Source organism: Lentzea sp. CC55, assembly GCF_021056325.1.
Lineage (GTDB): Bacteria > Actinomycetota > Actinomycetes > Mycobacteriales > Pseudonocardiaceae > Lentzea > Lentzea jiangxiensis.
The window spans coordinates 111,918-136,006 of the sequence record NZ_JAJCXE010000054.1; the positions used below are offsets into that span (position 1 = coordinate 111,918).

General features: G+C 72.4%; 21 protein-coding genes and 3 pseudogenes. 13 read left to right on the forward strand and 11 right to left on the reverse strand.

Annotated elements, in window-relative coordinates; genetic code table 11:
* Positions 1-105 precede the first annotated feature (105 nt).
* Positions 106-369 (forward strand): GlsB/YeaQ/YmgE family stress response membrane protein, encoded by a 264-nt coding sequence (locus tag L6E10_RS33220; RefSeq protein ID WP_236224106.1) that lies wholly within the window; start codon positions 106-108, stop codon positions 367-369.
* 65 nt (positions 370-434) lie between these two features.
* On the opposite strand, the gene L6E10_RS33225 is transcribed toward L6E10_RS33220, so the two are convergent.
* Entirely contained in the window at positions 435-1,223 is a 789-nt protein-coding gene (locus L6E10_RS33225; RefSeq protein WP_236224107.1) for a bifunctional 2-polyprenyl-6-hydroxyphenol methylase/3-demethylubiquinol 3-O-methyltransferase UbiG, read from the reverse strand.
* A gap of 67 nt (positions 1,224-1,290) precedes the next feature.
* Between L6E10_RS33225 and L6E10_RS33230 the strand changes: the two genes are divergently transcribed.
* Positions 1,291-1,881 (forward strand): TetR/AcrR family transcriptional regulator, encoded by a 591-nt coding sequence (locus L6E10_RS33230; protein WP_236224108.1) that lies wholly within the window; start codon positions 1,291-1,293, stop codon positions 1,879-1,881.
* Here the strand turns inward: L6E10_RS33230 and L6E10_RS33235 are convergent.
* Positions 1,862-2,047: a hypothetical protein gene (locus L6E10_RS33235; RefSeq protein WP_236224109.1), complete on the reverse strand. Its 186-nt coding sequence runs from the start codon at positions 2,045-2,047 to the stop codon at positions 1,862-1,864. The two genes, L6E10_RS33230 and L6E10_RS33235, sit on opposite strands and share 20 nt — an antisense overlap.
* Before the next feature lie 282 nt (positions 2,048-2,329).
* Between L6E10_RS33235 and L6E10_RS33240 the strand changes: the two genes are divergently transcribed.
* A complete protein-coding gene (locus L6E10_RS33240; protein WP_236224110.1) occupies positions 2,330-4,585 on the forward strand; it encodes a hypothetical protein in 2,256 nt (751 codons plus the stop codon).
* Positions 4,586-4,800: 215 nt separating this feature from the next.
* Here the strand turns inward: L6E10_RS33240 and L6E10_RS33245 are convergent, their stop codons facing one another.
* A complete protein-coding gene (locus tag L6E10_RS33245; protein ID WP_236224111.1) occupies positions 4,801-6,936 on the reverse strand; it encodes a DEAD/DEAH box helicase in 2,136 nt (711 codons plus the stop codon).
* A gap of 183 nt (positions 6,937-7,119) precedes the next feature.
* Here L6E10_RS33245 and L6E10_RS33250 point away from each other — a divergent pair, with 183 nt between their 5' ends.
* A complete protein-coding gene (locus L6E10_RS33250) occupies positions 7,120-8,304 on the forward strand; it encodes a hypothetical protein (protein ID WP_236224112.1) in 1,185 nt (394 codons plus the stop codon).
* Between the two features lie 8 nt (positions 8,305-8,312).
* On the opposite strand, the pseudogene L6E10_RS33255 reads toward L6E10_RS33250, so the two are convergent.
* Positions 8,313-8,759, reverse strand: a pseudogene (locus L6E10_RS33255) (TetR/AcrR family transcriptional regulator); the annotation flags it as partial.
* A gap of 619 nt (positions 8,760-9,378) precedes the next feature.
* Here L6E10_RS33255 and L6E10_RS41300 point away from each other — a divergent pair.
* Positions 9,379-9,510: pseudogene (locus tag L6E10_RS41300) on the forward strand (sensor histidine kinase); the annotation flags it as partial.
* 73 nt (positions 9,511-9,583) lie between these two features.
* Positions 9,584-9,859, forward strand: a pseudogene (locus L6E10_RS33265) (LuxR C-terminal-related transcriptional regulator); the annotation flags it as partial.
* 52 nt (positions 9,860-9,911) lie between these two features.
* Here the strand turns inward: L6E10_RS33265 and L6E10_RS33270 are convergent.
* Positions 9,912-10,709 carry a PaaX family transcriptional regulator C-terminal domain-containing protein gene (locus tag L6E10_RS33270; RefSeq protein ID WP_236224113.1) on the reverse strand — a complete coding sequence of 266 codons (798 nt, stop codon included), beginning with the start codon at positions 10,707-10,709 and terminating at the stop codon, positions 9,912-9,914.
* A gap of 91 nt (positions 10,710-10,800) precedes the next feature.
* On the opposite strand from L6E10_RS33270, the gene L6E10_RS33275 reads away from it, so the two are divergent.
* Genes L6E10_RS33275 through L6E10_RS33295 form a run of 5 tightly spaced genes read left to right on the forward strand, consistent with a single transcriptional unit; the run spans position 10,801 to position 15,725 of the window.
* Complete coding sequence (locus L6E10_RS33275; RefSeq protein WP_236224114.1) at positions 10,801-11,679, forward strand: SDR family NAD(P)-dependent oxidoreductase; 879 nt, start codon at positions 10,801-10,803, stop codon at positions 11,677-11,679.
* An 11-nt stretch (positions 11,680-11,690) separates the two neighbouring features.
* Complete coding sequence (locus L6E10_RS33280; RefSeq protein ID WP_236224419.1) at positions 11,691-12,566, forward strand: amidohydrolase family protein; 876 nt, start codon at positions 11,691-11,693, stop codon at positions 12,564-12,566.
* Positions 12,563-13,024 (forward strand): MaoC family dehydratase, encoded by a 462-nt coding sequence (locus tag L6E10_RS33285; RefSeq protein WP_236224115.1) that lies wholly within the window; start codon positions 12,563-12,565, stop codon positions 13,022-13,024. The genes L6E10_RS33280 and L6E10_RS33285 overlap by 4 nt, the downstream gene beginning before the upstream one ends.
* Before the next feature lie 9 nt (positions 13,025-13,033).
* Positions 13,034-14,350 (forward strand): MFS transporter, encoded by a 1,317-nt coding sequence (locus L6E10_RS33290; RefSeq protein ID WP_236224116.1) that lies wholly within the window; start codon positions 13,034-13,036, stop codon positions 14,348-14,350.
* Complete coding sequence (locus L6E10_RS33295) at positions 14,334-15,725, forward strand: long-chain fatty acid--CoA ligase (protein ID WP_236224117.1); 1,392 nt, start codon at positions 14,334-14,336, stop codon at positions 15,723-15,725. Before L6E10_RS33290 ends, L6E10_RS33295 begins: the two co-directional genes overlap by 17 nt.
* Here the strand turns inward: L6E10_RS33295 and L6E10_RS33300 are convergent.
* Complete coding sequence (locus L6E10_RS33300) at positions 15,694-16,341, reverse strand: TetR/AcrR family transcriptional regulator (RefSeq protein ID WP_236224118.1); 648 nt, start codon at positions 16,339-16,341, stop codon at positions 15,694-15,696. The two genes, L6E10_RS33295 and L6E10_RS33300, sit on opposite strands and share 32 nt — an antisense overlap.
* 96 nt (positions 16,342-16,437) lie before the next feature.
* On the opposite strand from L6E10_RS33300, the gene L6E10_RS33305 reads away from it, so the two are divergent.
* Entirely contained in the window at positions 16,438-17,208 is a 771-nt protein-coding gene (locus L6E10_RS33305; protein WP_236224119.1) for an SDR family NAD(P)-dependent oxidoreductase, read from the forward strand.
* On the opposite strand, the gene L6E10_RS33310 is transcribed toward L6E10_RS33305, so the two are convergent.
* The gene (locus L6E10_RS33310; RefSeq protein ID WP_236224120.1) at positions 17,197-20,031 is read right to left on the reverse strand and encodes a BTAD domain-containing putative transcriptional regulator; all 2,835 of its coding nucleotides are present in this window, start codon (positions 20,029-20,031) and stop codon (positions 17,197-17,199) included. The two genes, L6E10_RS33305 and L6E10_RS33310, sit on opposite strands and share 12 nt — an antisense overlap.
* A 53-nt stretch (positions 20,032-20,084) precedes the next feature.
* Here L6E10_RS33310 and L6E10_RS33315 point away from each other — a divergent pair, with 53 nt between their 5' ends.
* A complete protein-coding gene (locus tag L6E10_RS33315; protein WP_236224121.1) occupies positions 20,085-20,948 on the forward strand; it encodes an alpha/beta fold hydrolase in 864 nt (287 codons plus the stop codon).
* Positions 20,949-21,029: 81 nt separating this feature from the next.
* Here the strand turns inward: L6E10_RS33315 and L6E10_RS33320 are convergent, their stop codons facing one another.
* The 4 genes from L6E10_RS33320 to L6E10_RS33335 form a co-directional block, all read right to left on the reverse strand.
* Positions 21,030-21,395 (reverse strand): hypothetical protein, encoded by a 366-nt coding sequence (locus tag L6E10_RS33320; RefSeq protein ID WP_236224122.1) that lies wholly within the window; start codon positions 21,393-21,395, stop codon positions 21,030-21,032.
* A 9-nt stretch (positions 21,396-21,404) separates the two neighbouring features.
* Positions 21,405-22,370: a hypothetical protein gene (locus L6E10_RS33325; protein WP_236224123.1), complete on the reverse strand. Its 966-nt coding sequence runs from the start codon at positions 22,368-22,370 to the stop codon at positions 21,405-21,407.
* Between the two features lie 112 nt (positions 22,371-22,482).
* Entirely contained in the window at positions 22,483-23,001 is a 519-nt protein-coding gene (locus L6E10_RS33330; RefSeq protein ID WP_236224124.1) for a hypothetical protein, read from the reverse strand.
* Positions 22,994-24,085, reverse strand: coding sequence for a hypothetical protein (locus L6E10_RS33335; RefSeq protein ID WP_236224125.1), 1,092 nt, complete (start codon positions 24,083-24,085; stop codon positions 22,994-22,996). Before L6E10_RS33335 ends, L6E10_RS33330 begins: the two co-directional genes overlap by 8 nt.
* Positions 24,086-24,089 lie beyond the last annotated feature (4 nt).

A 24,089-nucleotide genomic window follows, 5' to 3' on the forward strand; every position in this document is an offset into this window, starting at 1 on the left:
CGTCTTCGCGTCCGCCGAGCCGATCTTGGGGCCCGTGCGGCGGTTAGACGACGATCAGTTCGGGTAGCCGGAGCCAGGAAGGCATTCGACTACCAGGAGGCTGACGTGATCGGGTTCATCGTCGCCGGCCTGATCATCGGCGCGCTCGCCCGACTGATCAAGCCCGGCAAGCAGAACCTCGGCATCGTGGCGACGCTGCTGCTGGGGCTGGTCGGCTCCGTCATCGGCGGCACGATCGCCAACCTGCTCGGCACCGGAGACATCTTCGAGCTCAACGTGCTGGGCTTCATCATCGCCGTGATCGCGTCCGTGCTGCTCATCGGCGTCGCGGAGGCCGTTGCCGGCCGCAGGCGCACCAGCGTGCGCTGACCATCGAACCGAACGGGCCCGGCCACCACCCAGGTGACCGGGCCCGTTTCGCGTTGTCCGGCAAGTCAGGCGCGGATCGCGGTGAGGCCCCAGGTCGCGTACCGCAGCGTGGCGGAGCCGCCCAGGTCGTCGACGGCCGCGCCCACGGCGGCCACCACCTCGGCGAGCCGATCGGCCGGCAACAGGGTGAGACCTCCCGATGTGGGCACGAGGTCCAGCAGTTCGTCCCGGTTGTAGGAGCGTTGCCAGTCGTGCCTCCACAGTTCGGGCTCGCCGAACCCGCCCGCTTCACGGATTCCGTCCGCCGCCTTGGCGTACAGCCCCTGATAACTGTCCAGGATGGACATTTCGGGCCGAGCCACCAGCGGTGAGTCCGGAGCGAGCCGCCGATACGTCTCGACGAGGGCTTCTTGCACAGGCAGCGGGAGTTCGTAGACGTGCCCGAACGGCGCCAGCACCCCTCCGGGCCGCAGGACCCGCGCCGCCTTGGCCGCGCCCGCGACCGGGTCCACCCAGTGCCAGGCCGTCCCGGAGACGACCGCGTCGACCGCGCGGCCCGCCGGTTCCCAGGCCTCGAACGTCGCGACCTCGACCTCGACGCCGGTCCCCCGTGCGAAGTCCGCCATCCGCCGGTCGGGCTCGACTCCGAGCACCTCGCGCCCGGCGGCCTGGAGCTGCCGCGCCAGGATGCCGGTCCCGCACCCGACGTCGAGGAACCGCGGCCCCGAGCCGGCGGCGATGATCCGTTCGACCACCACATCGGGGTACGCGGCTCGCGTCCGGTCGTACCGTTCCGGATCGACGCCGAACGACTCGGCGACCTTCCGGTGCTGGTGAGGTGCGGGAGTGACCATGCGCCCACTTTAATGGGCAAGCGCCCACTCACGGTATCGTCGTTCGCTCGGAGCGAGAGGAGTCCCGGTGCCGACCGGAGTGGCGCTGCGCGACCCGCGCCGGCAGCTGTTCGACGCCGCCGCGCGCGTCCTGGTCCGCGACGGCGCGAGCGAGCTGACCAGCCGGGCCGTCACCGCCGAGGCGGGTGTCGCCAAGGGCGTGCTGCACCGGCACTTCGCCGACTTCGACGCGTTCCTCACCGAACTGGTCCTCGAGCGCATCGCACAGGTCGAGGACCAGGCCGAGGTCCTGCGGAACGCGACCGGCACCGTCGCCGACAACCTCACCTCCGCGCTGACCACCGGCTTCGACCCGGTCGCGGTGGCGATCGTCGTCCTGGTCATCGCGCGCGACGAACTCCGCCGCCGCCTGCGCGAGGCGGGCACCGCCCACTTCCCGCTCGTCGGAGAGTTCACGGCCGTGGTCGCCGGTTACCTGGCGGTCGAACGCGACCGGGGCCGGATCGCCCCCGACGCCGACGTCGACGTGCTCGCGCCGACGGTGATCGGCGCCGCGCACCTGCAGTTCACCGAGCAGGAGGGCGCCCCGGCCGCGGCCGAGGCGGTGCGCAAGGTCGTGACGACGGTCCTGGCCGGCGTCACGACGGCTCAGCGATGACCTTCCGCCCCGCTTCCGCGGCCGTCACGACCGATGCCCAGCCCGCCGAGCCGGTCAACCGGTGGACGGGGACGGGCCGCCCCACGACGCCGACGACCGACAGCACCCGCGCCTTCAGGTAACGGCCGAGTCGCGCTCGCGGTCGACGCGCTCGTGCGGTTCCCATCACGCCACCCCGGGAATATTCGTCGGCTCGCGGAAGATGACCTGGACGGTCCAATCCGCGACCCGATTGCCGTAGGCCAGGTGGCTCAGCCGCACGGCCCGTGGTACCCGCGCTGCGCCACCAGGACGACGCCGATCGGGATTCGGCGGCATTCGCCGCAGATTTCTCTATTACACGCCCACAGGCATCAAAACCGCTCGGTAACGCATTCTTCCGGCATTCGACTCCTTTCGATGCGTTCCGGATGCATCTCCGGGACGCCTCACCCCGAATGGAGCTGCCATGCACCACCCACGGCACCGCACCAGACCGGTACTGGCGATCGCCACCACGTCGTTCCTGCTCGCGGCCCTGGCCGTACCGGCGTTCGCCGCGCCCGTCCCCGGCATCGACGTCCTCTACACGCTCGACGCCGATTTCGACAACGGCGTCCTGCAGGACGTCAACCACGACGCTCCGAACAACGACCAGCTGCAACTCGACCGTTCAACCGTTTTCTTCCCGTACGTCAACGTCGCCGCGTCAGCGCGCGGCACGATGGTCCGCATCGACGTGAACACCGGCCAGATCGTCGGTGAGTGGGCCTCCGCGCCGAACGGCCGCGGGCGCAACCCCTCCCGCACGACCGTCGACAAGTTCGGCAGCACGTGGCTGTCCAACCGCAACGAGGGCGCGGACGGGCGCGGTTCGGTCACGCGCATCGCCGTCATCCAGGGCGGCACCCGCGTGAACGCCGACGGCACCCCCAACGCGGCCGGCGACTACCTCAAGGGCCCGTTCGCCTACAACAAGTGCGTCGACCGGAACCAGGACGGGCTGATCGCCACCAGCCGCGGCCTCGGCGACATCCGCCCGTGGACGAACGCGGGTGGCGCGGACGACAACGGCGGTGTCACCACCGCCGCCGACGAATGCGTGATCAACTACTCGCGCGTCACGGGCAGCAACACGCGCACGGTCGCCGTCGACGCGCAGAACCGGTTGTGGACCGGCGGTCAGGACCTCGACCACGAACTGCTCGACGCGAACGGAGCGGCCACCGGCACCCAGTTCAACGTGGGCTGCGGCGGCTACGGAGGCCTGATCGACAAGGCCGGGACGCTCTGGTCCGCGCGCAACTTCGGCCTGTTGCGCTACGACCCGGCCGCGCAGACCCACGCGTGCCTCGACGGCACCCACGGCGACTACGGCCTCGGCATGGACCCGGTCACCGGCGAGATCTGGCACACGAACCTCTCCGGCAACCGCGTCGCCAAGCTCGCGCCGGACGGCACGCTGCTCGGCGCGTTCAGCCACGGAAGCCAGTACGCGCAGGGCGTCGCGGTCGACGAGGACGGCAACGTCTGGGTCGCCCACTCGCTGAACGGCGCGACGACGGTCGGCCACCTGCGCACCGACGGCACGTACGTCGGCAACGTCGCGCTGCCGGGAGGCGTCGGCCCGACCGGCGTCGCGATCGACAGCAACGGCAAGGTGTGGGTCACCAACATCAGCACCAACAACGCGCAGCGCATCGACCCGGACGCCGGGCCGGTCGGCGGCGGTGGCCACACCGTCGGCGCGGTCGACCTGACCGTCGACCTCGGCGCGGGCGCCGGACCGTACAACTACAGCGACATGACCGGGTCGGTCCTGGGTGAGATCACCGCGCCCCAGGGCACGTGGAGCGTCGTGCAGGACGGCGGCACCAACGGCCGTCCGTGGGGCACGGTCACCTGGAACACCGAGGCGGAGGGCACCGTTCCGCAGGGCACGTCGATCGTCGTCGAGGCGAGGACGTCCGACACCGAGGCGGGCCTGGCCGGGGAGAGCTTCACCCCGGTGGCGAACGGCGTGGCGTTCACCAAGACCGGCCGCTACATCGAGGTGCGGGCGACCCTGACCGCGAACGCCACCGGCGACAGCCCCGTGCTGTCCGACCTGCGGATCAAGTCGGCGGAACGCACCGGTGTGTTCTCCTGCCAGGCCACCGCGCTCGACCTGGCGGGCATCGTCTCGACGAGGGCGAACCCGCAGGACGTGCCGTGCGTGGACGACCACGAGACGCTCGCGAACGTCCAGCTGAACGCGGGCATCCTGACCGTGCGGGCCACGGCGCTCGACGCCAGGACCGACCAGTCGCCGGACGACCTCACGGGCACCGCGCCCGCGACGACGGATCTCGCGACGGCACGGGCGCGCATCGAGCAGACGCGGGTGACCAGCGGCCTGCTCACCATCGAGATCGGCGTGATCGAGTCGAACGCGTCGGTCACCTGCGTGGCGGGACCCGGCGGGCTCGTCCCGCAGTTCGCGGGTTCGTCGACCATCGCGTCGTTGAAGATCAACGGCGTGTCGGTGGCCGTGGGCAGCGCTCCGCTGACGATCCCGCTGGTGATCGGGTCGTTGCGGCTCAACAGCACGACGACCACCGCGACCAGCGTGGTGCAGCGGGCCGTCGTGGTGGACACGCTGCTGACCGATCTGGTGATCGGTGAGGCGAAGGCCAACGTCGAGCCCAAGCCGGGTCACCCCGGCGGCTCACCCTGCCGGGTCTGATCCTCGTCCGGAGCGGGCGGTTCCGGCCGCCCGCTCCCCCGTACAGGGCGGTGAGCGCGGGCACGCTCGTGCAGCGAATCGCGCAACCACTGCGGTTCAAGGGCTTTCGCGCTGGTGCCGAGCTGCCACAACGCGTGCCGCGACTCCGCGAAGGCGACCTCCACCCCTCCCCCACCGCCTCGCCCGGCACGCAGGCCGATCTCCAGGCCGGCCGATCAGAGACCGAGGCGCCGCTGCTCGGCCTGCACGACGCGCTGCTCCACGGACATCGCCGAGTCCAGCGCGCTCGCGTGGGAGTGCTTCGTGTCGCTTTCACGCGCGTAGTGGTCGAACAGCAAGGTCTTGTGATCGCGGACCTCCTGCACGCGGGCGTCCACGCTGTCCTTGACCAGCAACCGGTGCACGTGGACCTTGCGGACCTGGCCCATCCGGTGGCAGCGGGCGATCGCCTGGTCCTCCGTGCTCGGTTTCCACTGCGGCTCGGCGATGATCACCACGGACGCCGCCTGGATGTTGAGGCCCACGCCGCCCGCCTCGATCTGGGCCGCCAGCACCGCGTGACCCTCGTGTGCCGTGAACGCGTCCACCAGGTGCTGGCGGGCTTGCGCGGAGGTCGCGCCGGTGAGGGGACCGAAGACCTCCACGTGGTCCGCCACCGCGTCCAGGACGTCGTGGAAGTACGAGAACACCACGACCTTCCAGCCGTTGTCGCGGGACTCCTCCACGATCTCCAGCAGGCGCTCCAGCTTCGCCGAGCCCTGGGGCGTGCCCGGGGTGAAGGCGGCGCGGCGCATCGCCATCAGGTTTCCCCGGCGCACCGCGTCGAGGTACGCGGCACGGTCCTGCTGCCCGAACTCGACCCAGTCCTCCATCTCCAGCAGCTCGGGCAGCTCTCCCAGCACGTCCTCCTGGTTGCGGCGCAGGTACACCGGTGCGACGACGCGGCGGAAGGCCTTGGCCCCCACCACGGCGTCGATGGTGCCGGTGCGGGCCGCGACACCCGGCTGGAGGTAGGCGACCAGGGTGCGGAACTCCTCGACGCGGTTCTCCATCGGCGTGCCGGTGAGGAGCACCGCGCGCTCCGCTCGTTGCACGACCGAGTTGACCGCCTGAGAGCGCTGCGTGTCCGGGTTCTTCACGTAGTGCGCTTCGTCGACCACGACCAGGGTTGGGCGGAACCCCTTCGGCAGCACCAGTTTCGGCAACGTGCCGAACGTCGTCACACCGACGCCGCCCTGCTCCAGCCACTCGCCGACCGCGTCGTCGCGACCCGCGCCGTGCATGCGGTGCGGCACCAGGTCGCTGTGCCGCGCGATCTCGTTGACCCAGTTGACGACGACGCTCGCCGGGCAGACGACCAGGAACCCGCGGCGGCCACCGGCGGCGAGGCTCGCCATCACGGCGATGGCCTCGATCGTCTTGCCCAGCCCCATCTCGTCGCCGATGATCACGCGCTTGCGGGCCAGCGCGAACTTGGCGCCGAACACCTGGTAGCCGCGCAACGACACCTTCAGCAGGCTGGTGTCCAGCGCGGTCGCGTCGACCTCGTGCTCGATGTCCGCGGGGACGAACCCCTTGGCGGCACCGCGATCCGGGACCGCTCCACCGAGGTCGGCGAGGAGCGTGTTGTACGCGGCGGCGTCGAGCTCGTAGTCGCGCCACAGCGCGCGGTGGTCCAGGTCCGGCACCCGCAGCTGAGCGCCCACCGCGCGCAACGCCGTAACGTCACGGCCGGCCAGCAGAGCCTCGAGCCGGCCGAGCGAGTCGAGGGCGGCCTGGCGCTTGCCGCGCGACGAGAAGAACATGCGCAGCCGGCTCCAGGCGCGGGAGGCGGCGCGCACGTCGGCGTCGACCCTGCCCAGGACGTCCGTGAGAGGCTCCACCAGCGGGCCGACGAGCTGGTTCGCCCTGCGCAGCTTGGACAACAGCTGCAGCAGCTCGGTCTGGGCGCGGTCCGCTCGGTCGGGGTCCAGGCGAACGGTCGTGTCGCGCACGACGCCCTCGACGACGGCGCGGGCGACCTGAACGATCTGCTCGGCGGACTGCCTGCCGACACCGGGCACGCCGTCGAGCTGCTCCGGACGCGCCGCGGCGACGTCGGCGACGGTCTTGTACCCGGCGGCCTGCAGCTTGCTCAGCCGCAGGTTCGCCTGCGCGTCCCGGAGCCTGTCGACCGGCATGGCGCGGAGCTTCTCGGCGACCAGCGAGTCGCGCACCTCCCGGTACCGCGCGGCGGCCAGCGCCCGCAGCCGGTCCGGTTCCGCGCGCACCCCTGCCGCCTCGGCACGGAACGCCTCCGCGGCGGCCAGCACTGCGCGGGCGTGCTTGCCGGCCTTCGACGAGTCGTCCACCCGTGTCCTTCCGTCAGGTGGTGCGAGAGTACCGAGGCCCGGCGGCCGTGCCGGGAGCGGTACGTGCTGCGAATCCTCTTTTCAGCGGTGCCGGGAGGGGGCGCGGCGGGCATAGAACAGGACTCGTCCACGGCCACCGGGGAGGGGCGGTGCGATGACGGACGAGGCAGCGGGGCGTGCGTCATGACGGTCCGGGTGGTGCTCGCCCTGCTCGCCGTCGCGGCCGTGTTCGCCGTGCTGATGGTGTTGCTGTACCTGGCGATCGCCGTCTTCATGCGGGTGTGGCGGCGGGCGCAGGCCAAGGGGCGCACCGGCCCTTTCACGCCCGCCGCCCTGGCGTTCACCGTTCTCGCCGGGCTGCTGGGGTGGACCTTCCTGGGCGCAGTCCTCGTCCACCCCCGCAACGACGCGCTCGTCGGTCTGGTCGTGGTGCTCGGCGTCGGGGCGACGCTGGGCGGGCTCGCGCTGGCCGTTCGCCTGCTGCCCGCCCGTCCCGTGCGGTCCGGCCGCCGGCAGCGGCCGCGCACCCCGTTCCGCGTGCTGGGCAACGTGGCGGTGGTGGTGCCACTGCTGGTGATGGCGGCGTTGCTGGTCAACGGCAAACCCGCGACGGTCGGCGTCCAACTGCTGCTCCCGATGGCGATGCTGTCGGCGCTGTGCCACTCCGCGGCGCGGCGGGCGGACGGCCTCGACGCGGCGGCGCCGGCCGACCCGCGCCCGGCGGTGGTGTGGATCCGCGGCTTCGGCAACGAACGCCGCCTGTTCGGCTTCCGGCGGCGCGACGAGGAGGAGACGCGTGTCCGCCCGGAGCTCGCAAAGGTCTTCAGCCACCGTCCCGACCCGATGTCGTTCGAGGAGTACTTCGCGCCGGCGATCGCCGCGGCGCTCGGCCGCGGGTACGGCCTGGGCAACCCGCGCGACTACCTCCCGCCCGACGGCGTCGACCGCCACTACGCCACCGACGACTCGTGGCGCGAGCAGTTCACCGCCCTGGTCGCCGGCGCGCGGTGCGTGGTCATGGCACCGGGGGACTGGCCGGAGCTGCGCTACGAGTTCGGGGTGATCAGGGATCTCGGGGCGCACCGCAGGCTTTTCGTGTTCACCCCGCCCGCGGTCAGGGCCCGCCAGATCCGGCGGGTCAACCGGCTCAAGGGGTTCCCGCACGAGAGCTGGGACGACTTCGCGGCGGCGCTGGGTGAGGACCGCGGTTACCGGCTCGGGCCGGATCCGGGGCCCGGCGCCGTGGTGACGTTCGACGAGGACGGAACCGCCGTGGTGCTGGCGCGTGGTGCCGAAGAGCCCGCCGGCTACGTGGCCGCTGTGGTCCGCCACCTCTCCGAGGTCGGGGAGCCGGCGCCCGAGGGGTGACCTCCGGGTCAGGACGACCGCAGGCCGTCCAGCGCCGCGGTGACGAGACCGTCCGCCTCCGCTCTCCACTGAGGACGGTCGTGCGCCGCGCCGATGCCGTGCAGCGCCATCATGACGGCCCCGCCGGCGACGTCCCGGCGCAGAGCGCCCTCCCGCACCGCGGCGTCCACGAGATCGGGAACGGCTCGTTCCAGCGCCTGGCTGCCTTCGGCCGGCGTGCCCGCGCGGGAGGCCATCAGCGTGGCCTGCGTCCCGGCGAGACCCCGATGGGCGTCGAGGTGGTCGACGAAGCCGCGCAGGAAGGACGCCAAGGCCTCCTCCTCGGGCACCGTGCTCCCGAGTTGCCGTGCGCGGTCGCACAGCGCGGCCACCTCCGCGCGGAACACGGCCTCCGCCAGCTCCTCCCGCGTCGGGAAGTGGCGGTACAGGGCCCCGACGCCCACGCCCGCCAGGCGAGTGGTGGAAGTGGCCCGCCGTCAGCGCCGTCACCGCGGTGCTCGCCACGGCGGCCTTCTACGCCGACGCGATGTCCGACCGGCGCAACCACCGGCAGAAACGGGCGCCGGCCGAGCTGCACAGGGCCAACACCGAGCCGGAGAACGCCCTGGCGGAGAACGCGGCTCTGCACGCACAGCTGCTGATGCGGGCCCGGGAGGCGGGCGTGCTCGACGAACGGCAGCGGATAGCGCGGGAGATCCACGACACCCTCGCCCAGGGGCCTGGCCGACATCCTGACCCAGCTCCAGGCCGCCGAGCAGGCGCCGGACGACCCGGCGGTGTCGATCCGGCACGTGGCGAACGCGATGGATCTGGCCCGAGAGAGCCTCACCGAGGCCAAGCGGTCCGTGCACGCGGTCGAACCGTCCGCGTTGGCGCAGGCCCGGCTTCCGGACGCGATCGGCGACGTGGCGAGGCGCTGGTCGGAGGTGAACCGCGTCGAGGCGGTGCTGACCACCACCGGCGACGCCCGGCCGATGCACACCGACGTCGAGGTGGCGCTGCTGCGGACCGCCCAGGAGGCTCTCGCCAACGTCGCGAAGCACGCACGTGCCAGCCGCCCTGACCCTGTCGTACATGGAGGACCTGGTGACGCTCGACGTGCTGGACGACGGAGTGGGCTTCGCGCCGGACGCCCACCGCGGCGGCTCCCCGGACGGGGGCTTCGGGCTCGCCGGCATGCGGCAGCGGGTGCGGCGCCTCGCGGGACGGCTGGACGTCGAGTCCGAGCCGGGCGGGCGCACCGCGATCACGGTGACGGTGCCGGCCATCCCGGCCGGAGGCCGCGGCACGCGGGCAGGCGGTGCTCTCCCCCACCGTCGCGACCCGGCTCGTCGGGCAGGTGCGCACACCGGCACCGCTGTCGCGGCGCGAGCGGGAGGTGCTGGAGCTGATCGCCCGGGGCTCGACGAACCGCGAGGCGGCCAAGCGGCTCTTCATCAGCGAGACGACGGTCAAGACGCACCTGCTGCACGTGTACGCGAAGCAGGGCGTCAACGACCGCGCGGCCGCCGTGGCCGCCGCGTTCTCCCGCGGCTACCTGGCGCCGCGGGACTGACAGCCGCTCACCGTCCACCGCGGACGTGGATCGACACCGGCAGCGAAGCCGGCTACCCGGCGGGAATCTCGATCGACTCGATGGCGGCCTCGGCCAGCGGGGTCGCGGTCGTGACGTAGCGGGTGGCGAGCGACTGGAACAGCTGCTCGGCCTCGATGGCGGGCCAGTCGCCCGCCAGCAGTTCCGCGGGCAGGTGCGGGTCCTGGCGCACGAGGTCGAGCCAGTCGGCGTGCAGCAGGAGCTGACGGGCGAGGTCGTCCGGGCCTGCCTCCGACGGGTCGCGCCACCTCGCCAGGAAGTCCTGGTACCGCGCGGCGATGGCGTCCGTGTCGAACGCCCGGCGCGCGAGGTCTGCCGCCTCGGTCGGCTTCGCGTGCTGGGCGGTGAAGACGGTGACGTTCTCGGCGAGGTCGAGGCTGTCGACCACCTCCGTCACGTCCCGCGTGCCCGGCGCGATCCACAGGCCGTTCTGCACCGGGCCGAACCCCGCCCACTGCAGGCGTGAGCGCAGGTCGTGCCGTTCGCCGCGCCGGCCTTCCGGCAGGGAGAAGCCGACCAGGGTCCAGGTGCCGTCCCAGTCCCGGTTCACCGCGCCCTTCTGCCAGATGCGCCGCTCGCCGTCGCGCAGGACGTCGGTCGCGCGCGGCGTGAGTCCGAAGTAGACCTTGCGGCCGTTGCGGTGCTTGGTGAGCAGGCCGCGGGAGGTCATGCGGGTCAGCGTCGAGCGGACCGCCTCCTCCGAGACGTCCACGCGCCCGAACACGTCGATCACGCTGCCCGAGTAGACCGCGATGCGGCGGTCGAACACGTACAGGCCCAGGAAGTTGAGCATCAAGGACTGGGGCGTCACAGCCCTCACGATACATGTTGGGCAGCATGTAGACGAGCGTCATCAATGTGCCCTACTTTGGATCGGGTTCCCCACGGAGAGGACTCGCCTGATGGAGCTGTCGGGAAAGGTCGCGATCGTCACCGGCGCGGGCCGCGGACTCGGCCGGGCGTACGCGGAAGCGTTGGCGCGCAACGGGGCCAAGGTCGTGGTCAACGACGTCGACGCCATCGCGCAGGAGGTCGCGGCGGGCATCGGCGGGGTCGCGGTGGTCGCGCCGGTCGGGCCGGCCGAGACCGCCGACCGGCTCGTCGCGACCGCCGTCGAGGAGTTCGGGCGGCTCGACGTGCTGGTCGCCAACGCGGGCGTGCTGCGCGACCGCGTGCTGTGGAAGATGACCGACGACGACTTCGACACCGTCGTCGGCGTGCACCTGCGCGGCACGTTCACCTGCGCCCGCGCGGCCGCCGTGCGGATGCGGGAGCAGGGCACCGGCGGCAGTCTCGTGCTGGTCTCCTCCCCCGCCGGGCAGCGCGGCAACTTCGGGCAGACCAACTACTCCGCCGCCAAGGCCGGGATCGCCGCGATGGCGCGGACCTGGGCGCTGGAGCTGGCCCGCTCCGGCATCGCCGTCAACGCCGTGGTCCCGGTGGCCGCCACGGAGATGACGCGGACGATCCCCGCGTTCGCGCCGTTGATCGAGGAGTCGGAACGGACGGGCGCGCCGCTGCCGGACTGGGTGCGCCGCGACGAGGGTCTCGGCACCGTCGAGGACGCCGCCGAGCTGATCGTCTACCTCGCCTCGGACGCGGCCAGGGGCGTGACGGGACAGGCGATCGGCATCGGGGGCGACCGGCTCGCGCTGTGGTCGCACCCCGCCGAGAAGCACGTCGAGTTCGCCACCGGCGGCTGGACGGCGGCCGCGATCGCCGAGCGGTTCGGCGAGTTCGAGCCCGAGTCGTACGGCATCCCGCTGCCGGTGGCACCGTGAACGCGCCCGGGATGGACGTGGACGAACTCGTCGCCATCGACGTCCACACCCACGCCGAGATCTCCCGCGACGGCCACAGCTCGCTCAGCCCCGCCCTGCTGGAGGCGTCGGCCAAGTACTTCAAGGCCGCGCATCGGCAGCCGACGATCGCCGAGACCGCTCAGCTCTACCGGGAGCGGAAGATGGCCGCGGTGATCTTCACCGTCGACGCCGAGCACGCCACCGGACATCCGCGCATCTCCAACGAGGAGGTCGCCGCGTCCTGCGCCGAGCACGCCGACGTGCTGATCCCGTTCGCGAGCGTGGACCCGTGGAAGGGCCGCGCCGCCGTCCGGGAGGCGCGCCGGCTCGTGCAGGAGCACGGGGTGCGGGGCTTCAAGTTCCACCCCAGCCTGCAGGACTTCTCGCCGGACGACCGGATGGCCTACCCGCTCTACGAGGTGATCGAGGAACTGGGTGTGCCCGCGCTCTTCCACAGCGGTCAGACCGGCATCGGCGCCGGCGTGCCCGGTGGCGGGGGCATCAGGCTCAAGCACTCCAACCCGATGCTCGTCGACGACGTCGCCGTCGACTTCCCGCACCTGCGGATCGTGCTCGCGCACCCGTCGTTCCCGTGGCAGGACGAGGCACTCGCCGTGGCGACGCACAAGCCTTTCGTCCACATCGACCTCTCGGGCTGGTCGCCGAAGTACTTCCCGCCGCAGCTCGTGCGGTACGCGAACACGTTGCTGCAGGACAAGGTCCTCTTCGGCTCCGACCACCCGGTGATCACGCCGGACCGCTGGCTCGCGGACTTCGCGAAGCTGGAGATCTCCGACGAGGTCCGGCCGAAGATCCTCAAGCACAACGCCGCCCGTCTGCTCGGACTGGTCAAGGAGGACTCATGAGCACCACCGTCGTGCACGGCCTCGAAGAGCTCGAAGCCCTGGCGGGCCACGACCTCGGCCACACCGACTGGCTGCAGGTCGACCAGGGGCGCGTCGACACGTTCGCCGCCGCCACCGACGACCACCAGTGGATCCACGTCGACCCCGAACGCGCCGCCACCGGGCCGTTCGGCGGCACCATCGCGCACGGCTACCTGACGCTCGCGCTGCTCATCCCGCTGATGGGCGAGCTGCTCGAGGTCACGGGCGTGCGGATGAGCCTCAACTACGGCCTGGAGAAGGTCCGGTTCCCCGCCCCGGTGCCGGTCGGTTCCAAGATCCGCCTGCTCGGGCGCGTGGAGTCCGTCGAGGACGTGCCGGGCGACGGGGTGCAGCTCACCGTCGGCTTCACCGTCGAGATCGAGGGCTCCGAGAAGCCCGCCTGCGTCGCACGTGCCGTCTACCGCCACTACGCATGAGGTGAAGCCATGGCGACAACAACGCAGTTACGCCGTGCCGTTACGTCGAGCTTCCTCGGCAGTGTGATCGAGTACTACGACTTCCTGCTCTACGCCACCGCCTCCGCGATCGTCTTCAACAAGGTCTTCTTCTCCTCGCTGGACCCGCTGGTCGGCACGATCGCGAGTTTCGGCACCTTCGCCACCGGCTACCTCGCCCGCCCGCTCGGCGGTGTCCTCTTCGGACACTACGGTGACCTGCTGGGGCGCAAGAAGATGCTCGTGCTCACGATGTCCTTGATGGGCGTCGCGAGCTTCCTCATCGGCCTGCTGCCGACCTACGCGCAGGTCGGCTGGCTCGCCCCGGCCGGACTGGTCCTGCTGCGGGTCCTGCAGGGCATCTCCGTCGGCGGCGAGTGGGGTGGCGCGGTCCTCATGTCCGCCGAGCACGCCACGTCGCGGCGTGGCCTGTGGGCGAGCTTCACCAACGCCGGGGCGCCGTGCGGCATGGTGCTCTCCACGGCCGCGCTCACCGGAACCGCCGCCCTGGTGGGAGAACAGGCGTTCCTCGAGTGGGGATGGCGGGTGCCGTTCCTGCTCAGCCTGGTGCTGCTGGGCATCGGCCTGTTCGTGCGGATGAAGGTCGAGGAGACGCCGGTCTTCAAGGCCGGGCGCAGGCGGAGCTCCCTGCCGCTGGCCGACGTGCTGCGCCACCACCCGCGCCCGCTGCTGCTCGGCGTCGGCGTCGGTCTCGCCGCGTTCGTCGCGCAGTCCACGCTCACGACGTTCGTGCTCGCGTACGGCGTCCAGGCGGGCAACAGCAGGCAGGTCATCCTCAACGCGCTGACGCTGTCGTCCGCACTGGCGGTGATCGGCATCATCGGCTGGTCGGCGGCGTCCGACCGGTTCGGGCGCAGGCCCGTGGTGCTGGCCGGCGCCGTGCTCATGGCGGCGTTCGGGTTCGCGCTGTTCCCGTTGGTGGACAACGGGTACGTGGTGATCGCGCTGGTGCTCGGCCAGGCCGTGGTGCACCCGATGATGTACGGCCCGCTCGCCGCGCTCTACAGCGAGCTGTTCAGCACCGGCAGCCGCTACACCGGGGCGTCGCTCGGCTACCAGCTCGCGGGCCTCGGCGCCGGGCTCGCCCCGCTGCTCTTCGCGCAGGTGCAGAAGACCGCCGGCACGGACGCCATCCCGTACATCCTGGCGGCGTTCTGCCTGCTCACGGTCGTGTGCACGCTGACGCTGCACGAGACCAGCCGGACCAGCCTGACAGGAGACGGGGATGCGGAACGCGGGACTGGGCAGCTGGCCACACCGCCGAGCGCGCATGGCGCCGAAGCGTAAGGCGTTCACCTACAACGGATCCTCGACCACGTACGGCGAGCTGGCCGTCCGCACGACACGGCTCGCGTGGCGGTTGAGGGAGCTCGGCGTGCGCCACGGTGACCGGGTCGCGTACCTCGGCCCGAACCACCCGTCGTTCGCCGAAACCCTGTTCGCCACCCACCAGCTGGGCGCGGTCTTCGTGCCGCTGAACTTCCGCCTCACCCCGGCGGAGATCAACTACCAGCTGGCGGACAGCGGAGCCCACGTGCTGGTCCACGCGGCGACCCACGCCGCCGAACACCCGCGGGCCGTCTCTCTCGACACCTACGAGGAGTGGCTCGCCGGCGGTTCCGACGAGCCGCTGGACGAGCCGGTGTCCATCGACGAACCCGCGTTGGTCCTCTACACCTCCGGCACCACCGGCAGGCCCAAGGGCGCGGTGCTGAGCCACGCCAACCTGCTGTGGAACACCTTCAACCTGATGATCGGCGTCGACATCGCCTCCGACGAGGTCGCCCTGGTGGCGGCGCCGCTGTTCCACGTCGCCGCGCTCACCCAGACGCTGCTGCCCACGTTCGCCAAGGGCGGGCACAGCGTGATCACGCCGGGCTGGGACGTGCCGACGTGCCTCGACCTGGTCGAGGAGCACGGCGTGACGTGGATGTTCGGCGTGTCCACGATGTTCGCGGACCTGGCCGCCTCGCCGCGCTGGGAGACCGCCGACCTGTCGTCGGTGCGCGTGCTGCTCTGCGGCGGCGCGGCGGTGCCGGACGCGGTGATCCGCGCGTACCAGGACCGCGGCCTGGTGTTCTGCCAGGGCTACGGCCTCACCGAGACCGCGCCCGGTGCCACGTTCCTGGAGGCGTCGGACAGCGTGCGGCACGCGGGCTCGGCGGGCACGTGCGTGTTCTTCGGCGACGTGCGCCTCTCGGACGTCGGCGAGATCGAGGTGCAGGGCCCGAACGTCACCCCCGGCTACTGGAACGACCCGGTCGCCACCGCGGCGGCGTTCACCGAGGACGGGTGGTTCCGCACCGGCGACCTCGGGAGGTTCGACGACGGGCACCTCTACGTCGTCGACCGGCTGAAGGACATGTTCATCTCCGGCGGGGAGAACGTCTACCCGGCCGAGGTGGAGAACGCGATCACCTCGCACCCGGACGTGGCCGAGGTGGCCGTCGTCGGGGTGCCGGACCAGCGATGGGGCGAGGTCGGGCGTGCGTTCGTCCGGCCTCGTGACGGCGCCGTGGTCGACGCGGCCGGGCTGCGGGAGTTCCTGGCGCCACGACTGGCGAAGTACAAGATCCCGGTGCACGTGGAGGTGGTGTCCGACCTGCCGCGCACCGGGTCCGGGAAGGTGCTCAAACCCGCGTTGCGCCGGCTGCCCCTGTGACCGCCGGCGCCGCGGCGGCGTGCCGGGCCAGCAGCGTCCGGACCGCCTCGTCCACCGAGGAGGCCAGCGCCTTCTCGGTGGGCGCCCAGTTCACCAGCAGCATGCGCGGCCAGAACGCGAAGTTCGAGATCATGCCGAGGAACTGGGTGGCCGCCTGCACCGGGTCGTCGAGGTCGAGCGTGCCGGCCCGCGCCTCGGCCGCGAGGTAGTCGCGGACGGCGTCGAAGAACGGCAGCTTGCCGAGCTTGAACTGGGTCTGGCCGAGCTCGGGGAAGCGCGGCGCCTCGGCGATGACGATGCGGAACAGGTCGGCCATGCCCGGACGGGTCAGCAGCGCCACGTACCGGTTGCCCAGCGCCGTCAGCCCCTTCACCGGGTCGCCGGGCTCGGGCGTGAGCGCACCCTCCTCCGTCCGCCAGTACTCGGTGACGATCGCGTCGAACAGCTCCGCCTTCGTCGGGAACTGCTTGAACAGCGTCGCCTTCGAGACCCCGGCCGCCTCGGCGATGCGCGCGAGCGACGTCTTGTCGTAGCCCGACTCGAGGAACAGGCCGGTGGCGGCGTCGACGATCGCGGTCCGCTTCTGCTCGGCCATGCGCTCGTGGTAGGTCGGCATGACGCCAGTATGCCATGAGGTGAGTCACTTGACTCACCATCACCGCCCGGCCTACCGTTCCGAGGCGAGTCACTCAACTCACCACTGGAGGACGGAATGGGACGCTTCGACGGCAGGACGGTGTTCGTCACCGGCGCGACGAGCGGGATGGGCGCGAGCCACGTGCGGGGCTTCCACGCCGAGGGCGCGCAGGTCGTGATCGCGGCACGGAACCTCGCGGCAGGTGCCGCTTTCGCGGAGGAACTGGGTTCGCGGGCCCTCGCCGTGCGCCTCGACGTGACGGAGGAAGAGGCCTGGGCCGAGGCCGCCCGTGCCGCGGAGGAGCGGTTCGGGCCGGTGTCGGTGCTGGTCAACAACGCGGGCACGCAACACCCGGCAGCGCTGGTCGAGGACACGTCCCGCGAGGTCTGGGACCGGGTGCTGGCCGTGAACCTGACGGGGCAGTTCCTCGGCATCAAGCACCTCGCGCCGTCGTTGCGCCGGGCGGGCGGCGGAGCGATCGTGAACATCTCCTCGACGATGGGCAACACGGGGTCGCCGTTCTACGCGCCCTACGTCGCGAGCAAGTGGGCGTCACGCGGGCTGACCAGGACCGCGGCCCTGGAGCTCGGCCGCGACGGGATCCGGGTGAACTCGATCCACCCCGGGGTGGTGGCGACGCCGCTGATCACCGAGCCGGTGGCGGACGGTCAGCCCGCGATCGGCGACGTCTACTCCCCCGCGCCGTTCGCCGTGCCGCGGCTGGGCGAACCCGCCGAGGTCACCTCGCTGGTGCTCTACCTCGCTTCGCGGGAGGCGGCGTTCGCGACCGGGGCGGAGTTCGTGCTGGACGGCGGGCTGCTGCTCGGGCCGGCGCTAGCGGCGTAGCCGGTCGAGGTGGTCGCGGACCGGGCCGAACGTGAAGAGCCCGGTGCCCGCGGCGAGCTCGTGTTCCGCCGGGAGCAGCAGGTCGTGCGCGCGTTCCCGGAGTTCGTCGTCGTCCAGGCGGATCGCCGCCATCGCGAGCAGGCACGCCCGCACCTCGCTGAGCAGGTCCCGGGGTCCCGGGCCCAGCGCTCGTGCCGCCTTCCCCGCCTCTTCCGCGGGCAGCACCAGCGGGCGCACCCAGTCCCGGTGCGGACCCCAGTCGTCGTCCAGGTCCACCGCGGACGGGCCGTGCAGGCTCAGCAGGGCCAGCGGCAGCAGGCCGCGTTCCATGCCCCACATCCCCGTGCCCCGCACCCGTGCGGCGGCGGCCCGGTAGGCGCGGTCGGCTTCGGCCTTCCTGCCGGCGGCGGCCAGTTCCAACCCCGCGTACCAGCCGGTGAAGACGCCGACGAGCGGCAGGTCGTGCCGTTCGGCCAGGTCGTCGGCGGCTTTCGCGTGCCGGCCGGCGGTGCCGAACTCGGCCAGGGCCGCGTGGGCCTGGACGAGGACCAGGTGACCGAGGACCTCGTGGGTCACCGAGTGCTGTCCGACCTCGACGAGGTCGCGGCCGATGGCGGCGCGTTCGCGGGCGAGACCGGTGCGCTGGAACGTGTGCATGAAACGGGCGTTGAGGGCGAACGCGCGGAGCGCGGGGTCGCCGAGGGCCTTCGCGATGGCCTCGGCCTCCTCCGCTTCGGCGAGGCGGGCGCTGGTGCCCCGGTCCTCCATCGCGATGGTCGCGAGCAGGCGGGCCCGGGTGGCGGTGGGGCCGGGGAACGCGGTCAGCGTGCGCTCGGCGGCGGCGATGATCTCGGCGGAGTGGGCGGGGTCGTCGTTGGTGGTCCAGATGCCGGGGACGTCGAAGGAGCCGAGGACGTCCGCGACCGCCTGCGGATCGGCGGAGCTCCGCAACGCCGCCGAGCGCTGCTCCCGCGCCGCCTCCAGGTCCCCGCTCACGGCCAGCGCCCTGACCAGCCCGGTCACCAGGTCGAGCCGCACCCCGCCGGCCGCCGCGATCGCCGCCCGCCACAGCCGCACCGCCTCACGCGGTGACCTCGTTCCCGCCGCGGCCGCCGCCAGAGCCCGGACGGCCGCCGTTCCCCGTGCGCCCGCCAGCAGGTAGTGGTGCGCGAGCACGTGCACGTCGTCCGGCCGCAACGACTCGAGCGCCGACGCGACGGCGGCGTGCCAGCCCGCGCGCCTGGTCAGCGACACCTCCTCGTACACCGTGTCGCGCACCAACGCGTGCGTGAAGCGGAAGCGGCCGGGCGCGACCTCGACCACGAACCCCGCCTCCAGTGCGAGGTCCAGCGCGTCGAGCACGTCGGAGCCGGCCAGGGCGCTCAGCAGGTCCACCTCGACGTCACGCCCCAGCACCGACGCCTGGTGCAGCACCCGCCGCACCTGCGCGGGCAGTCGGCCGAGGCGGTGGCGCAGGACGTCCCGCACCCCCGCCGGGACGTCGCCGAGGTCGCCGCCCGAGGACACCAACCGGACGAGTTCCTCGACGTAGAACGGGTTGCCGCCGCTGCGCGCGTGGATCGCCCGCGCGTCCGGCGAGCCCACCAGTTCGCCGACCGCCTCCTCGGACAGCCCGGTGAGCTCGACGCGGACCGGGCCGAAGCGGGCCAGCGCCTCCAGCGGCACGGCGGTGCGCGACGTGGCGACGACCAGCACGCGGCCGGAGAGCCTGCGGCCGGTGAACGCGGCCAGCACCGCCAGCGTCTCGTCGTCCGCCTGGTGCAGGTCGTCCAGCACGACGACCACCGGCGCCGCCGCCTCCACGGTGGACACCACCGAGAGCCTCAGGTGGAAGCGGTCGGCGGAGGCGAGCCGCTCCCCCAGCGCCTCCACGACCTGCTGCCACGGCCACGCCACCGGGGCGTCCTCCGGGCAGCGCGCCCAGACAGTGGTCCAGCCGCGCCCCGCCAGGGCACCGGAGAAGGCCTCGGCCAGCGCGGTCTTGCCCACGCCCGCCTCGCCCGTGACCAGCGCGACGCCCAGTCCGGCGGCCGGCACCGCCGCCTCCAGCGCCGAGAGCTCCGCCGACCGTCCCACCAGCACGGGAGCGGAGAGCATCAGACCGGGCGCCTGGGTGAGGATGTCCGACTCCAGCGCGCGCAGCTCGGCCCCCGGATCGACGCCCAGGTTCGACACGAGCGCGTGCCGGGCATCGCGCACCGCCTCCAGGGCGTCGCCCTGCCGTCCCTCGCGGTAGAGCGCCAGCGCCAGCAGGCTCCAGGCCTTCTCGCGCCACGGGTGGCCGGCGAGGTGGGCGCGCAGATCCGCCACCACCTCGGCGGACCGGCCGAGCGCCAGTGCCGCGGACGCCCGGCGTTCGACGGCGACCAGCCGCAGCTCCTCCAGCCGGTCGATCTCCGCCCGTGCCCAGAACTCGTCGGCGAACTCGGCGTAGGCGGGACCGCGCCACAACGCCAGCGCACCGTCCAGCGCGGACAGGTCACCACCGAGCAGCCGCTCGAACCGCCAGGCGTCGACGTCCTCGGCGAGCAACGCGTACCCCGCGCCCTCGGTGACCAGCAGGGTCGACGGGGTCCGCGGTGGACGGTCGGGCTCCAGGGCCTTGCGCAGCGCGCCGACGAACGTCTGCACCGTCCCGACCGCCCCGTCCGGCGGGTCTTCCCAGAGGTCGGCGACGAGCGTGCGCACCGGAACGACCCGGCGGCGGGCGACGAGCAGCCGCGCCAGCACTGCGCGCTGCTTGGGACCGCCGAGACGGGCGGACCCCGCGGTCAGGGGGCCGAGCACCCCGAACGTCACCACCCGCTGACCCCGGTGCTGATCGGTTGCTGATCGGGCGGCGGGAAGCTCCCGGCGTGAACCACACCGCATTCGACCACCAGCGCATCCAGGTCGACGACGGCGTTGAGCTCAACGTCGCCACCACGGGCCGCGGCAGCCCCGTCGTCCTGCTGCACGGCTTCCCGCAGACCCACCTCATGTGGCGGCACGTCGCCGCCGACCTGGCCGCCGACCACACCGTGATCATGCCCGACCTGCGGGGCTACGGCGACAGCGACAAGCCCGCCGACACCGGCCTCACCTACGCCAAGCGCACGATGGGCGCCGACGTCGTGGAGGTCGCCCGGGCGCTCGGCCACGACCGGTTCGCACTCGCCGGCCACGACCGGGGCGCGCTCGTCGCGTTCCGCACCGGCCTCGACCACCCGCGGCACGTCACCCACCTCGCGTCCCTGGACGTCCTGCCGACCCTCGACATGTGGGACGTGATGCGCGGGACGTCCGCCGCCATCGGGTTCCACCTGTTCCTGATGGCCCAGCCACCCGGTCTCGCCGAACAGATGATCGGCGCCGTCCCGGACGCGTTCTTCGGCCACTTCCTCGACGTCTGGAGCCAGAAGCCGTTCCCCGAGGACGTCCGCGCGGAGTACCTGCGCGCCTCGCGGGAGGCCGTCACCTCGATCGTCGCGGACTACCGCGCGTCGGCGACCATCGACGTCGAGCACGACACCGCGGACAGGAACGCGGGCGCTCGGCTGGAGATGCCGGTCACCGTGCTGCAGCAGGACTGGGGCGCGGCGCTCGGGTTCGACGCGGAAGGGCTCTGGCGGGCGTGGGCACCCGACCTCGACCACCGGACGGTCTCCTGTGGACACTTCATGGCCGAGGAGGCGCCCGAGGTGGTGGCCCAGGCGATCCGCGACCTGGTGAAGAGGTAGTTCCCCCGGCGTTTCCAGCCGAGTGGGGCGCGGGTGCCGGAGACGCGGAGGACAGCCGCGGACCGAGCACCCGGCGTCACCTCAGGCCTTGACGCGCCCCTTGGTCGTCCACATCCGGTAGCCGGCCGACAAGGCCTCCGCCTCCGACCCGAACGCCATGTCGCCCTTCGTCCGCCGGTAGTACGGCGAATCGGGCGTGTGGTAGACCATCGTCTTCGAGTTGCCCTTGACCGGCAGCGACTTCCGCACCGGCGGCGCCTCGGCGGCGGGCGCGGGCGGCTGCTCGGCGATCACCACCTGCTCCGGCGGGCGGGGTGCGGGCAGGGCGAGGCGGGGCTTCGGCGGGCCCGGCTGCGGACGACCGCGCACCGACAGCCACGTCACCAGGGAGCCGACGCCGAACGACGCCGCGCACAGCAGGAACATCTGCGAGAACAACCAGAGCACGGGTAACTCCTAACGGACTGCGACGTCGACCTGGCGTGTGGCCGGGTCGTACTCGCCGTCGGGGGCGGGACGGGTCTCGATGGCGATCAACGCGGGCGACACGCCCTGGCCGACGAGGACGTCGCGGACCATCTCCCCGCGCTTCGTGGCCATCGCCTGGTCCGTGCCGTGGGCCACCAGGGTGATCGAGGCGCGCGGCGCCACGAGGAGCATGCGGCCGACCCGCTCGACCAGCACCGGTCCGTGGCCTTCCCACGCCGTCGTGCCCTGCACGAACCGGATCGCGCCGTTGCCGCCGACCAGGCGGGAGATCGAGTCGTGCAGCGCCCCGACGTCGAGGTCACCGGCCTGCGCGGACGGCGCGACCTCGATGCGGTCGGTGAGCTGCAGGCCGTTCGCCGCCTGCCTGACGGCCTCGCGGACCGCCGTCGCGCGGGCCTCGTCGGGCACGCGGGCGGCGACGGCGACCTGTCCCCTGTGGACGGTCGCGGTCACGTCCGACACCTTGGCGGACAGCGCGGCGGAGACCACGCGGCCGACGACGGCGGGCGGGATCGGCAGCGTGCCGCCGAGGCGCAGGGCCGCGGTGACGCGGTGGTCCTCGGTCTGCACGGCCTCGATCAGCGCGCGGCGTTCCACGTCGTCGGCGACCGCGCCGGAGACCAGGATCTCGGCGCCGCGCACCGCGACGAGCAACTGCGCGGGTTCGGCCTGCCGGACCTCGGCCGAGCCGACGCCGGACACGTCCGAGACGACGGCGCGCACCGCGTCGGCCGAGCGCGGGGAGACCTCGCTGACGACGACCGTGCGGCCGTCGACCGCAATGACGCCGTGGTAGCCGGCCTTTCCCAGGGCTGCCCGCACGTCGGCGTGCAGCTCTCGTTCCACGCCACCGCCGTAGAGGAACACGCCGGTGGCGGCGAGCAGCGCGGGCACCAACAGCCCGCCGATCCAAACCGCGTGAGGCAAACGCACCGCGCAGGGTTACCGGAACGGAAGTCCGCGAATCCAGCTGCCTCAGCCTTTCGAGCCGAACCTCACCCGGTCAGGTGGCGGGAGTCGCGGCCCGCCACCCGTCCGTTCCCGTCTACTCCACGGTGGTCCGCGTCCGGCGCCACGCGATCACGATCAGCGCGATCAGGCCGAACAGCGGGATCGTGCTGATGGCCCAGGACAAACCCATCGGCGGGCCGGGCTGCTCCATCACCTGCAGGTTCTTCAGCTCACCGGTGCCGGCACCCGCGGGACCCTCGACGTCGAAGCGCAGGGTCCACGTGCCCGGCTCGGGCATGGCGTGGATGTCGAGACCCCACACCTCCCGCTTGCGCGGATGGCGCGCCAGCGGGCCGTCGTCCTGCTCCACGCCGCTGTGCAGCATGGTCAGCGTGCCCTTCTTGCCCGCGATCCCGTCCTCGGGCGCGAACGTGAAGTCCAGCGACTGCATGGCTTTCACGGGCCAGGTGCTGAACCCGATGGTCAGGTCGTACGGCCCTGCCTGCACCTTCTCGGTGTGCACGACGTTCACGGGCTCGAAGGCGAGCGACGGGGTGGCGAGGCCGAGCAGCAGCGCGACCGTGCCGGCGAGTCCCAGCAACGTTCTACGCATGGCGGTTCTCCTTGGCGGGGACTAGGTGGCGCAGCATGTGGCCGAACCGCCGGCCGAGCATCCCGGCGAGCGCGCCGAGCACCGCGCCCGCGACGACGGTCGCGACGTAGCGCTCGGTGTTCGGGAAGGGGCTGCCGTAGGTGAGCATGCGCTGCAGCGGCGCGCAGGCCGTGATGATCACGCCGCCGACCGCGCCGGAGACCCACGCGGGCAGCCGGTGCAGCAGTTCCACCGCGATCGCGACGAGGACGAGACTCATCGGGATCATGTTGGGCAGGCCGGGAACGCCGTCGGCGTAGTCGCGCAGCGGCAGGCCGGTGGCGTCCGCGTAGACCTCGGTCGCCCACGGCGAGAACCACCAGAACAACGCCTGGAGCGCGGCGACGACCACGGCGACGGTCAAGGCTCCGCCGCGCTGCTTCAGGACGTACGCGCCCATGAACAGGATCATCACCGAGAAGAACGCGCTGCCGGCGTTGACCGTGTTGACCGGACCGCCGGGCAGCGCGCGCAGGCCGAGCACCGTCACCATGCTGAACGCGAGCAGCGTCGCCGCGGACGCCGCGACACCCCAGGTGCCCCAGCGCTGGTCCCGGGCGACGGCGAAGATCATGACCGCGCCGACCATGGTGATCGAGATCGACAGCAGCAGCCCGATGTGCGGCGGCGAGTCGATGACGGCGTCGAAGCCGTACAGGCCGTGCCACCACTGGTCCCACAACCCGTAGACCAGGAACAGCGCGGCGCCGACGCCCGAGATGAGGTAGCCGACGGGCGCGGCGAACGTGCGGCCGAAGACGCCGACCGCGCGACCGCCGACGATCGGGTCGACCTCCTTGTCGCGCTTGGTGTCCGCCGTCGTCATCAGGACGACGGCGAGGCTCGCCAGGCCCGAGATCGCACTGCCCGCGTACAGGAACAGGTGCGGCATGGTGAAGAACGTGTCCGGCCCGACGTCGGAGTGCCACTGGATGTCCCAGGTCAGGCCGATGAGCGAGAGCAGGGTGCCGCCGAGCACGACGCTCGCCGGGACCAGCCCGCGCGGCACCGTCCTCGCCGGCGACGCTACCGCCGTGATGTCCACAGTC